The following is an 11,934-nucleotide window of genomic DNA, read 5'->3' as shown; positions in this document are numbered from 1 at the left end:
ATTAAGGCTCAACAGGATTCACGGAGTACCTTATGTTGTCAATGAACCTGAGCCTCTTTGGTATAGGCGGGTGCGTTGCAAACATCTCAGCCACTGGATCCGTCTTCTCATTCTTTATCTTCTCTATCAGCTGGTCGACGTCGTAGTCCCTGTACCTGCTCAGGTCAGGCTCCTTTCTCCTCCTCCAGGGCCATGCGCCCTCATCGGGCTCGTACAGGAAGCCCCCACTTATTTCAACGAAGGGCGCCACTATGAAGAGCGCCTTAAGCATGGAACCGCTGCTGGAGTTGACCTGGTGCTTAAAGTAGTTGTTGCCCTCTACCGCTATGTGGAGCCTCGCCAGGGCCCTCTGTATCTTCCTTGGGGAGGTCACCATGGCGCTGTTAGCGTCTGCATAATATTCCCTTAGCCTGTTGAAGTTGCCGACCAGGAACCTGAACACGACGCCTACCACCACCAGCAGCATTCCAACAAGCATCAGCAGTATGCCGCCGTTTGCCCCGCTGCCCCTGCCCCTCCCCTCGCCGCCACCGCCTCCAAAGAAGCCGCTCCAGATGAGCATCTGACCTAGGTAGTAGACTGCCAGGGGTATGACGCTTAGTGCCAAGATCCATGAGACGTCCCTGTGCCTGAGGTGACCTACTTCATGGCCTAGCACAGCCTCAACCTCGTCGTCGGGCATCAGGTTGAGGAGCCCCCTCGTAACGGCCACGTAACTGCCAGACAGTGGGCTGCCGTAGGAGAAGGCGTTTGGCACGTTGGTCTCTGCTATCCTGAGCTTAGGCGTCCTTATGCGACTCCTTCTGGCGACCTCCTCTAGCATCGCCTGGTACTTCTTCTCTTCGTCAGTCCTGGGCGGGTGGGTCCTGTACACCAGGTTTATGAAGAGCGGCGAGAGGAGCCACTGTATCAATATTATGAAGAACGTGAATATGACGGCAGTCATTACTAGGTAGGAGCCCGCGAGCGAGTACCCAAAGATGTAGCCAATGAGCTCGGCCACCCCTATGAAGACGCCGACCCCAGCTAGGACTATTGCCACTGCTGTTATAGCCATTGAAGTCCTTAGCCTCGCCAGGCTCTTAGGCTCGCCCTTGATCGCCTTAGGCGCTATTGCCGCCATTAATGCCACCGCGCCCCCAGCGGCTATAGAAGTTAGGATCAGCAGCCACCAGTAGGCCATCATAAACGCGAAAAGCCCAAAGAGCGGATCGTACATTACCACGCTGCACACCTCCTCCTGTCACTTTTTATTATCTCTTCTCATAGTTCATTTCCAGCCCAGAGAAGTTAAAAGCGCTAGCTTCAATTAGGCAGGCCACCGCCAGGCTCCGACAAAACGCCTGCCCAAACAGCGCGGGAGGCTCCAAAAAGCTTTTATATGGGCTATAGTCCTACTGCAAATCAGTCCATAGGTCTAGGTCTGAGGTGTCCGAAATGGTCTGTGAGGGCGCACCTGAGGTAAGGATCGGTAAGAAGCCTGTAATGAACTATGTTTTGGCAGTCCTGACAACCCTAATGGAGCAGAACGTCAGCCAGGTGGTGATAAAGGCCAGGGGAAGGAACATAACTAAGGCCGTAGACACCGTCGAGATAGTGAGGAGCAGGTTTGCCAAGAACGTCACAATAAAGGGCATTGACATAGGCAGCCACGACATAACTGTCACCGACCCGCAGACGAACCAGCAGAAGACAAGGAGGGTAAGCAGCATAGAGATCTGCATAGCTAAGGCCTAAGCGCAGGCCTTCAGCGAAGTCAAACAGAAAGGGCCTTTTTGACGAAGGTAAGGATCACCTGATAGGTCTCCTCGATGCCCATCCTCGTGGTGTCAATCACTAGGTCATAGCTTGACAGGTCCCTCAGGTCTATGCCGTAGTACTTGGCGAACCTCTCCCAGTGGCTTATCTCCCTCTGGGATGCCTCGAACAGCGCCTCGCTCTCAGGCTTGGAGTCCCTTAAGGCTATCCTCCTTGTCCTCTCCGGCAGCGAGGCCTTGACGTATATCGTGACGTCCGCCAGGTCCCTCAGGAGCCACCCGGCCAGGTGGCTGTCTATCACGACGCAGCCCCTCCTGGCCTCGTTAAGAGACTCAGCGTCTATGGCGAGGTCTATGGATGGGTCCCTCTCAGCGAGCCTGTTAAGCTCCATGAGGCTGACCCCCATCCTCTCCGCGAGGCTCCTGAAGGCCTGACCTGTGGTGTAATACCTCAGGCCGAGCTCGGCCGCGAGCCTCCTTGCATAGGTTGACTTGCCCGAGCCCGGCTGGCCGGAGACTACTATGACAGGCCTACGGCCGTTGCATATGGAGCTCAAGCCCCTAAGCCTCCTTAAGGCTCTTAAGTTAGGCGGTTCAGATCAGCTTAATAGGCTCTTAGGCGTGCGCCTGCCCGGGTTTAAGACTTGTCCCAGCAGGGGGGTCCTAAGTCCAAGGCGGCAGCGTTCATAGTGTTAATCGCGCTTGCCGTGGTCCTGATCTCCACCAACGTGGCTTGGTACTTCAACTACACTTCCCTGCAGTTCAGGTATAACAGAGTCTACTCAAGTCTTCAGAACGTCACGGGCTACGCCCTGGGCACGGCCAAGCTGCTAAATGAGAGCGTCAAGCTGCTCAAGGACTATGAGAACCTGACGAAGTACCTTAACACCACAATAGACGTGCTGAACGCCGAGAGGTCGCTCCTAATTACTAACGTGTCCCTGGAGCTTAACCTGATAGCCGTAAAGAGCTTTGACGCAGCCGTGAACCTCACAATAGAGGCGAACCAGACTCCTAGCGTCTACTACAGGTATGAGCTGGCCACTGCCGCCTCCGAGGCCGCCAACCTGAGCGTGGAGGCCATAAAGTCCCTGCAGCTGGTGGGGGCTGAGGCGGGGGCCAACTCTACCCTTACTGGCTACCTGTCGCAGGCGGAGCAGGCGGCCCAGAACCTCTCTGTTATAGCAAAGTCTTTGGTCAATGGGCCTGACCCCCAGCTGCAGGGGAAGCTTACGTCGGTGACTGACAGCTTCCTCTCATCGCTGCTCAGGGCCGAGAGCTACATCATATCTCTTGCTCAGACTCAGAGTACTTCTTGAAGAGCGCGTGGCAGAGCAGGGTCTCCTCTATGTTCTTTATAATCCTCGCTATGTCAAGCGTCTTAGCCAGTATGTAGGCGTAGGCAGCCGTTGAGTTGCGCACTATGTCGCTGAGCTCCCCTTCAAGGTCGAGCAGGCTCCTGAGCTTGAAGTACGCGTCCTCCTCCTTCTTTATGCTAGGCGGCTCCACCCCAAGCGAGGCGGCCACCAGGGAGACCTCAAGCACCTGGAACAGGAACTTGACCCTGTCCCTCTCGTCCTGCGTGAGCTGGCTGTCCAGGGTCAGGAGGTCCTTGCCCAGCTTGTAGAAGGAGTCGTTGACTAGCACCATTAGGCCTACCCCAGCCATGAGGAGCCTGTTCAGGTGCTCCTGAGATATCCCGTATCCCACGCCTTTGGCCCCCGACCTGAGGGTCCTGAAGGCCAGGCCCCTCAGGTCGCTGTATATGCTCTCGAGCTCCTCCTCGGTCATCCTTATGCCGGCCACGTGCTGGGAGAGCCTCGAGAAGGCCGAGGCGAGGCTCCTGCCGTAGTTGGCCAGCGCGTTTGCTATGTCGTCCCTGTACTCCTCTATGGCGACGTTGACCTCATACATGTTGTTCAGGTATACCTTGACGCTGTCATTGTTTATAGTCTCCGAGACCCTGCTTATCTTCTCCACGAGGTCGGCCCTTATGGGCCTGTTGGAGTAAAATGTCAGGCCGTCAAGGCCTGACAGGTAGGCGCAGAAGACCACGCGGCCCAGGTGCTTGCATATGTTGAGGTGCTTGAGCGAGAAGGACGCAGTAAGAGGCCTGCCCTTGACGTATGGTATAACCACGAGCCTGTCGCCGTCCTCAACTATGGTTACCATGCTGCCTGCCTTGAGGCCGTGCGACCTCGCCCAGTCGCGCGGCAGCGTTATTATGAGCGACGAGGTGCCCAGCTTCTGGACTTTGCGGGGAAGGACGCGGCCCTCCAGGGAACCTTCATCGGAGGTGAGGGCTTTCAAACTGCTCCCTATTAAGGTATACAGGGTGGGACAAATAAATGTACAGCGGTTAAAAGCACTCCACCATAATTCTACAAGTATTTGTATATGTCTGTCATAAAAATTAAAGCACATGTTTTATCTGAAAAGGCTTAGAAAAATTTATAACCTAGTGTGCTACAGGTTACCTTGCCTGTGAGGCCGACATGGGCGAGGCCGAGGCGGGTAAGGACCCTGATTTCCTGGAGGTACAGTATATAGACCTGCCAGGAATCGTAAGGTCCGTGACCATACCTTACGAGAGCTACCTCAAGAAGTCCGACGGCTTTATTGCGGCATTTGACGGCAGCAGCGTCGAGGGCTTCGAGCCTATAAACAGGAGCGACCTACTTTTGGCAGCGGACAAGTCAACGTTCTCGAGGATACCGTGGAGGCCCGAGAGGGCCAGGGTACTGGGCAAAATATACGAGCCGAGCGGCCAGAGGTACCGGAAGGACCCCAGGTACGTGGCGGAGGCCACAATAAAGTACCTTGCCGACAGCGGTTACGGCCCCCTCGCGGGCGCTGAGGTGGAGTTCTTCCTCTTCAAGTCACTTAAGATAGACGTCCTCAACCCGCTGAGGGGCGTAGGCTACTCAGTAGTGAGCCAGGAGCAGCCGTGGGACACCGAGGCGCCGCACAGCGTGGTTAAGAGGGCCTACCACCTTCCTGAGCCCATGGACACCCTCGAGCCCATAAGGGAGAAGATGTTGAAGTACTTCAGGGCGTTCGGGTATGACTTCAATGCCACCCACCACGAGGTCGCGGTGTCCCAGTCGGAGGTGAGCGTGAAGGCTGGCGACCCGCTGTTCGTCGCTGACGAGATAGTAACATTCAAGCAGGTCGCCAGGCAGGTCGCCAGGGAGAACGGCATGGTTGCCGTCTTCCTTCCTAAGCCGCTCTACGGGGACAACGGCAGCGGCCTTCACTTTCACCTGAGCCTCTGGGACTCCAAGGGAAACAACCTCTTCGCTGACGACAGCGACGGGCTGAGCCAGACGGCCAGGTACTTCATAGGTGGCATACTGGAGCACGGCAGGAGCCTTGCCGCCTTCGTTGCGCCAACCGTTAACAGCTACAGGAGGCTGGTGCCGGGCTACGAGGCCCCGGTGTACCTGGTCTGGGGCTACTCTAACAGGAGCGCCGCCGTTAGGGTGCCGGCCACCGGAGGCAACAAGGGCCTGACGAGGGTGGAGTTCAGGAGCCCAGACCCCCTCTGCAACCCATACCTGGCCCTGGCGGCCACGTTCCTCGCCGGCTACGATGGCATAGTTAGGAAGATAGACCCCGGTGACCCCGTCAGTGACAACGTCTATGAGATGGAGGGCAGAAGCCTCAAGACTTTGCCCAAGAGCCTCGACGAGGCCCTTGACGCCCTGGAGAGCGACTACCAGTACTTGCTGCCAGTCATGAGCAAGGAGCTGATAGAGTCCTACATAGAGGTTAAGAGGAGGGAGTCGGACGCCATAAGGATGTACCCGTCGCCTGTGGAGCTCTACATGTACATGAGCTATTGAACCTGCCAAAAAGGGGACTCTCGGTTCTTTTTTATAAGGGTTTCGCGAACTTTATGCGGGCTCGACGTGGATTATGCTGGTCGGGCAGCTCTGCTGGGCGGCCTCGGCGCAGTCCTTCATGTCGTCTGGCACCTGGCCAACATTTATTGTGTTGGGGTCGGTCCTCCACTTGGCTATTATCTGGCTCTTGCCGTCCACGTCACTCATCTCAAAGACGTCTCCGCATAGGCTCACGCAGACCATGTCAGCTATGCAGTTGTCCCTGGGATCTATCGAAACCTTCAGGGTCACTCTAGGTCACCACCCTTGCCGACTCACACGTTCTGGGTGAACAGATACAAAAATCTTATCACTAGTTAGACAAGGACTGTTATTGAACGGCTCTGGATTAGCCTCCTGTGTCAGGCTGGGCCTGCTAGACCTTGACGCGGGAAATGGTGCGCTCGGTGCGGTCTGTTTCCGCCATCATTCTTTTTTATTATTGTTTGTAACCAGCTGTGAGACGGTGCTGCAGGGTGCCTCTGGCAGCTTATGAGGAGGAGATCCTAGGCTATAACTTCATAGAGTACGGCGAGCTCGGCAAGCCTAAGTACCTGGTGCTGGGGATACCGGACGCTGGCCTCGTGGGACCCATAGCTTCTGGCCACATAGTAGGGAGCCTTAAATTAAATGATGCTGTGGGCATAGAGAGCTACGGCTACCTGCCCCCAGCGGCGGTGGTGGTCAACGGCTCGGTGAAGTACCCAATAAGGATATACTCGGGCGGCAACATGGCCGTTCTCGTCACCGAGGTCATGCCTGTGGCCAGCGGTATAGTGCCCTTGGCCATTGCGATAGTGGAGTTCGCCAGGAAGAGGGGCATAGAGTACATAGTGGGGATCTCCGGCCTCGGCAACCCGGCCAGGGCTGAGGCCCAGCCCTCGCTCTACTGGCTCGCCACCACCCCTGAGGCCGAGGCACTGGCGGCCCCGCTGAAGGACATGGGGAAGCCGTTCCCCGACGGCCTCATAGTCGGCCCCTACGCTACCATACTTAAGGAGTCCGTGAAGAGGGGCGTGAACACGCTGCTGCTGTTGACGGACTCATTTGTTGACATACCGGACCCGGAGGCGGCGGCCCTCGCTGTCCAGGGGCTGTCGAGGGTCACCGGCGTAAGCGTTGACGTGAGCCAGCTGCTCCAGGAGGCGGAGACCCTGAGGCTGAGGCTCCAGGGCATGGCAAGGGAGGCCAAGGACGCCCTGGCCAAGGTAGGTAAGGGCTATGAGTACAGGGCGCCACTAATATACAGCTGAGGGCTGACCCGACATGTCATATGATGACGTCTTCGAGCGCATGAGGAAGAGGGCGCTGAGGATAATGCGCGATATCATGTCTGACTTCGACGAGATGGAGGCCTGGATGAGGTCAATGGTGGACGACCTCGAGGAGGAGATGAGGCCTGAGCAGCTGTTTGAGGAGAGGCTCAAGGAGCTCAGGAGCGGCGTGCTGAGCCCACTCATAAGCGTGCATGACAGGGGCGACCACCTAGTGATAGTGGTTGACCTGTCTGGGTCGGACCCTCGCACAGTTGACGTCAGGCTGACTCGCGACAGGATAGCCGTGAGGGCCCAGATAAGGAGTGAGGCCCTGAGGAAGGCCTACGGCCAGGTGTCCTGGGCCAGGAAGGTCAGCTACTACAGCGGGGAACAGGTGCTGCCCGAGCCCGTTGACCCAAGGACAGCCAAGTCTGAGCTGAAGGGAGGGGTCCTCATAATAACGGTCAGGAAGGCCTCCTCATGAGCTTCCCTTGTCCTCCTTGACTGACGCCTTAAGTATCTCGGCTATATCCATAACTTCAAAGTTGAACTTCCCCGACTCGGCCCTGAACATTGTGTTGCAGAAGGGGCAGGCCACGGCCACGACCTTCCTGCCGCCCTCGCCCAGGGTCTTTGAGGCCTCCTCGGCCCTAAGGGTCGATATGCGCTCCCCCTTCTTCACCTCATAGAACAGCTGCCCGCCGCCGCCCCCGCAGCAGAAGCTCCTGGACCTGTTCCTCGGCATCTCCCTTATCCTGAGGCCCGTGGACTCTATGACGCTCCTGGGCTCCTCGTAGAGGCCGTTCCACCTGCCGAGGTAGCACGGGTCGTGGTACGTGACCACGGCATCTATCCCCTTGCCGGGCCTTATCCTGCCCTCCTTGATAAGCCTTGCGAGCACGACTGAGTGGTGCTCAACCTCTAGCTTATCTAGGACCTCCGCCAGCTTTGCGGTGTCCTCCCTCTTGGCCAGGTAGTCCCTGTAGAGCCTGTAATTGTTCTTGAAGTTATTGAACCCGTGGGGGCAGCTGACAAGCAGTTTCTTGAACTTGTACCTGCTGAGGACCTCCAGAGCCTGCTTCATGAGCTCAACGTAGAGGGCCTCGTCACCTATGGCCCTCGCGGGCTCGCCGCAGCACCCCTGCTCAGCTGGTATAGCAACCTTGACGCCCGCGGACCTCAGGAGCGATACTATGGCCTCGGCCACGGGCCTTATCCTTGGGTCGTAGGAGGTTATGCAGCCCACCCAGTAGAGGTAGTCGTACTCCTCCCCCTCCTTGGCTATTATGTCATCGCCATACTTCTGGGCGAGCTCGTTCAGCCACTGCTCCTTGTCATATGGGTTCGCCCCAAGCGGGTTGCCGTTCTGCTGCAGCCTGTAGAGCGCGTCGAGGGCGTCCTTGGGGACGTCCTCGGAGCCCACGCTGACCATGCCCCTCCTCAAGTCTATTATGGTGTCAACGTGGTGGATTGTGACGGGGCACTCGTAGACGCAGGCGCCGCAGGTGACGCAGCTCCAGAGCGCCTCAGGGTTAACCTGCAGCCTGCCGCTGCCCCAGGCCTGCTGGTCCCAGAGGCCCTCCCTCATGGCGTCACGCATGGTAACTATGACGTCCCTCGGGCTCAGTGGCTTTCCCGCGGTGAACGCTGGGCAGGCGTTGGTGCACCTCATGCACGATGTGCATGCGTCGAAGTCCAGGCGCTGCTTCCAGGTGGTGTCGGAGAGCTTCACCACGCCGAGGGGCCTGCCCTGCTCTATCCTCTCGTCAAGGTCCGTCACGGGCTTGACCCCCTGAGGGGCGGCGCCCTGCCTCTGGAAGGCCACGTTGAGCGACGCGGCGTAGATGTGCCAGAGGTTGGTGAACGGAATTATTGCCAGGGCGGCCATTGCTATGCTCATGTGGAAGAGCCACAGGCCTCTGTAAATCTCCTGCAGCTCTGGCACGGGCACCGTCCTAGCCCACGTGAACACTAGGTAGCCAACTGGGTCAAACCACGGCCTCTCCCACGTGTACCTGTAGGCAACGCCAGCTATGCCGTCAACGAGGAAGCCGGTTACGACAATGACCAGGAGGAGGCCAAGCACTAGGTAGTAGTATGGGTCCTGGGGCAGGTTAGGGGTGAGCCTGAGCCTCCTCCTTACAATGGCTATGGAGGCGCCCACTATAACCATTAGGCCGGCCACGTTGTTGAGCAGCTTGTAAGCGTAGAACACGTCACCGGTCAGGAAGACAACTACGTGCATGTTTATGGCCCTCAGTATGGTCGCTATGAAGAGCCACCCTATGCCGTAGAATATCAGCGCGTGCATGGTCCCTGGGAAGCGCTGCCTCAGGGTCTTCCACTGCAGCAGCGCGAACTGGGCGAAGTTCCTCAGCGCCTTGGACACGGGGTAGCCTGGCGGCCAGAACATGAGCCTCCACTTGGGCAGGCCGTGGGTCCACCTCCTGTAGCCGTCGTATGCCGCGTAGAGAAGCCACAGGAAGACCACGAAGCCTATCGCATATACTAGGGCCTCGTACTGCTTGACCCAGGCGAAGTTGACTATGCCTATGTAGGTCAAGCTAAACGCCGAGACGTTCGAGGCCAGATTGATATAAAAGCCTTGAACTATGGCCTGTACCTTTGCAGTCTAGCCGGTCACAATTTAGCTCGCGTCAGGCAGCTCACCGTTTTAATTCAAGCGTCCACGGCTCCCTGGGCGAGAGCTTGGAGCTCAGGCTCTTCGTGACTAGGGAGATACCGTTCCCCGCCTTTGAGTCCATAAAGGGGCTTTTCCAGAAGGTCGACGTGTGGCCCGAGTACAGGCCCCCGACCAAGGAGGAGCTCATATCTAGGGCCAAGGGTGCGCAGGCCCTGGTGACCATGCTTGAGGACAAGGTAACGTGTGACGTGATAGAGGCGCTGAGCCCCGAGCTCAGGATAATAGCACAGTACGCCGTGGGCTTTGACAACATAGACCTCGAGTGCGCCACGAAGCACGGCGTCTACGTCACTAACACCCCCGACGTGCTCACCGACGCCACAGCTGACCTGACCTGGGCCCTCATACTTGCCGTGGCCCGCCGGATAGTGGAGTCGGACGCCTACGTCAGGAGCGGGGGCTGGAAGAGCTCCGGCACGGCCTGGCACCCTACTATGATGTTAGGCTTCGACCTCGTCGGCAAGACCCTGGGCATAGTGGGAGGGGGCAGGATAGGCCAGGCGGTCGCCAGGAGGGCCAAGGGCTTTGACATGAGGGTAATATACAACAGCAGGAGGAGGCACCCGGAGATGGAGGCCCTGGGGGCAACTTACGTTGACCTTGACGAGCTCTTCAGGGAGAGTGACATAGTGACCCTGCACGTGCCCCTCACGCCCGAGACCCAGAACCTGGTCAACGAGTCCAGGCTGAGGCTCATGAAGAGGACGGCCATAGTGGTTAACACTGCCAGGGGAAAGGTAGTAGACATCGATGCCCTCTACAGGGCCCTCAAGGAGGGCTGGATAGCCGGGGCGGGCCTCGACGTGTACCCCACCGAGCCCCTCGACCCCTCGCACCCGATAACTAAGCTGAGCAACGTGGTTTTGACCCCCCACATAGGCAGCGCCACCAGGGAGACCAGGGCAAAGATGGCGGAGCTAGTGTACAGGAACCTTGAGGCGTTCAGCAGGGGGGAGAGGCCTCCGACGCTGGTGAACGAGGAAGTCCTTAGGGTCAGGCCGCCCGGCTTCTGAGCCGCCATGGGCGTACTCCTATGGAGTATAACGCCAAAGATAGGAACCTGAATCGGCCTCCCCGCTCTCAGGAGTATAAACTCTTAAGAGTGCGGGCAAGTACAAAGTATCCCCGGCCCGTAAGGGCCGGTGACCTGAATTGGCAAAGAAGAAGAAGACCGCTGAGCAGCAGGGTGAGCAGAAGAAGTAAGCTGCTGATAGTCGCTTTAGGTTCTTATCATTCTGAAAGCTAACCTTTTTGTTTCACCCTTAGGTTAGCCTTCAGCTGAAGTTCATAATACTCATAGAGAAGGTCGTTCCCCTAATGATATGGGCTAAAAGCCTGTATAGGCTTTAAGTCCACTTCGCCTAACTGAATCAAGAGCCACAGGTGCCGGCGATGCCACTGAGGATAGCAGTGCTGCACACCCGCATAAGGCTTGGCGCTAGGAGGACCAACACTAAGAGGTTCCTTGAGCTCGCGGCTAAGGCTGTGAGCGATCATCCTGTTGACATTCTAGTGCTTCCGGCCTACCCGGTCACAGGCCCAATAGTGGGCTACTACCCTGACCAGAAGGTCCCCTCAATACTCAAGGGCTTTGCGGAGAGGATCTCGGAGTCAGAGATGCAGCTGAGCCCCACGCTAACCATGGTGTCTAAGGTCAGCGAGGAGTATGGAGTCTATGTAATAGCTGGCCCCCTTGTCGAGAGGGCCGGGCCCAGGCTCTACCTGACCACAATAGTGGTGGGCCCCAACGGGAGACTCATAGGCAAGTACAGAAAGGTGGCGCTTACAAGGAAGGAGAGGGAGAGCGGGCTCACGCCAGGCAAGGACGTCCTGGTGTTTGAGGTCGGGCGCACTAACGTGAGGGTTGGGGTCTTTGTTGACGAGGACATAAACTACCCCGAGGTCCTCAGGTCCCTGTCGTATAACGGGGCTGACGTAGTGATAGGCGCTATGCTGCCGTTCCAGTCTAACTTCATAAGGATGAGGTCCGAGCCCAGCAACGGCATACTCACGCTGGACTATGAGCAGGTAATGGAGCTCCTGGACGTGAGGACCCGCGAGAACGGCTTCTCTGCGGTGCTGGTGGGAGGCGCTGTCGAGGGATCCAACGGCCTTGGCTATGTGGCCTTTATGCCCACAATAATGGCCGAGCCGGAGAACGGCGTGATAAAGGACAGGATCAGGCTCTTTGACGACCTCGACCTCCCGGTCTACGTTGAGGTTGACAAGGCCGCCTCGAGGGAGCCGAAGGACTTCCTCTACCCCCTCCTCAGGTCGCTCTGCAGGAACAGCGGCGCTAAGGGAGGGGAGCCCGAGGAGGAAGAGCTTTAGTT

The 11,934-nt window shown here is 57.7% G+C and carries 12 protein-coding genes; 7 read left to right on the top strand and 5 right to left on the bottom strand.

All coding sequences use genetic code 11. From position 1 onward, the window contains the following. Nucleotide 1: 1 nt before the first annotated feature. A complete protein-coding gene (locus tag ACZ5OO_RS04810) occupies nt 2-1,219 on the bottom strand; it encodes a M48 family metalloprotease (RefSeq protein WP_148217231.1) in 1,218 nt (405 codons plus the stop codon). Nucleotides 1,220-1,437: 218 nt separating this feature from the next. On the opposite strand from ACZ5OO_RS04810, the gene albA reads away from it, so the two are divergent. Continuing rightward, nucleotides 1,438-1,737, top strand: coding sequence for a DNA-binding protein Alba (gene albA / locus ACZ5OO_RS04805; protein WP_013266048.1), 300 nt, complete (start codon nt 1,438-1,440; stop codon nt 1,735-1,737). Nucleotides 1,738-1,756: 19 nt separating this feature from the next. Here albA and cmk read toward each other — a convergent pair whose 3' ends face one another. Continuing rightward, a complete protein-coding gene (gene cmk, locus ACZ5OO_RS04800) occupies nt 1,757-2,314 on the bottom strand; it encodes a (d)CMP kinase (protein WP_464077957.1) in 558 nt (185 codons plus the stop codon). Nucleotides 2,315-2,401: 87 nt separating this feature from the next. On the opposite strand from cmk, the gene ACZ5OO_RS04795 reads away from it, so the two are divergent. Beyond that, nucleotides 2,402-3,076, top strand: coding sequence for a hypothetical protein (locus tag ACZ5OO_RS04795; RefSeq protein WP_464077956.1), 675 nt, complete (start codon nt 2,402-2,404; stop codon nt 3,074-3,076). Here ACZ5OO_RS04795 and ACZ5OO_RS04790 read toward each other — a convergent pair. Next, a complete protein-coding gene (locus ACZ5OO_RS04790) occupies nt 3,042-4,067 on the bottom strand; it encodes an AbrB/MazE/SpoVT family DNA-binding domain-containing protein (protein WP_013266045.1) in 1,026 nt (341 codons plus the stop codon). The genes ACZ5OO_RS04795 and ACZ5OO_RS04790 overlap by 35 nt on opposite strands. 185 nt (nt 4,068-4,252) lie before the next feature. Between ACZ5OO_RS04790 and glnA the strand changes: the two genes are divergently transcribed. Beyond that, nucleotides 4,253-5,602, top strand: coding sequence for a type I glutamate--ammonia ligase (gene glnA / locus ACZ5OO_RS04785; protein ID WP_464077955.1), 1,350 nt, complete (start codon nt 4,253-4,255; stop codon nt 5,600-5,602). A 51-nt stretch (nt 5,603-5,653) separates the two neighbouring features. Here the strand turns inward: glnA and ACZ5OO_RS04780 are convergent, their stop codons facing one another. After that, the gene (locus tag ACZ5OO_RS04780) at nt 5,654-5,893 is read right to left on the bottom strand and encodes a ferredoxin (protein ID WP_013266043.1); all 240 of its coding nucleotides are present in this window, start codon (nt 5,891-5,893) and stop codon (nt 5,654-5,656) included. Nucleotides 5,894-6,117: 224 nt separating this feature from the next. On the opposite strand from ACZ5OO_RS04780, the gene ACZ5OO_RS04775 reads away from it, so the two are divergent. Next, on the top strand, nt 6,118-6,894 hold the full coding sequence (locus tag ACZ5OO_RS04775; protein WP_464077954.1) for a proteasome assembly chaperone family protein: 777 nt from the start codon (nt 6,118-6,120) through the stop codon (nt 6,892-6,894). Nucleotides 6,895-6,907: 13 nt separating this feature from the next. Further along, the gene (locus ACZ5OO_RS04770) at nt 6,908-7,381 is read left to right on the top strand and encodes an Hsp20/alpha crystallin family protein (protein WP_013266041.1); all 474 of its coding nucleotides are present in this window, start codon (nt 6,908-6,910) and stop codon (nt 7,379-7,381) included. On the opposite strand, the gene ACZ5OO_RS04765 is transcribed toward ACZ5OO_RS04770, so the two are convergent. After that, complete coding sequence (locus ACZ5OO_RS04765) at nt 7,376-9,460, bottom strand: (Fe-S)-binding protein (protein WP_013266040.1); 2,085 nt, start codon at nt 9,458-9,460, stop codon at nt 7,376-7,378. The genes ACZ5OO_RS04770 and ACZ5OO_RS04765 overlap by 6 nt on opposite strands. Nucleotides 9,461-9,606: 146 nt before the next feature. On the opposite strand from ACZ5OO_RS04765, the gene gyaR reads away from it, so the two are divergent. Both gyaR and ACZ5OO_RS04755 read left to right on the top strand, forming a co-directional pair. Continuing rightward, on the top strand, nt 9,607-10,614 hold the full coding sequence (gyaR, locus tag ACZ5OO_RS04760) for a glyoxylate reductase (protein WP_464077953.1): 1,008 nt from the start codon (nt 9,607-9,609) through the stop codon (nt 10,612-10,614). Nucleotides 10,615-10,993: 379 nt separating this feature from the next. Then, nucleotides 10,994-11,932, top strand: coding sequence for a carbon-nitrogen hydrolase family protein (locus ACZ5OO_RS04755; protein WP_013266038.1), 939 nt, complete (start codon nt 10,994-10,996; stop codon nt 11,930-11,932). Nucleotides 11,933-11,934: the final 2 nt, after the last annotated feature.

It is taken from the genome of Acidilobus aceticus, from assembly GCF_055392325.1.
Note: the sequence above shows the minus strand (reverse complement) of the source record. Positions and strands in the feature narration are given on the sequence as shown.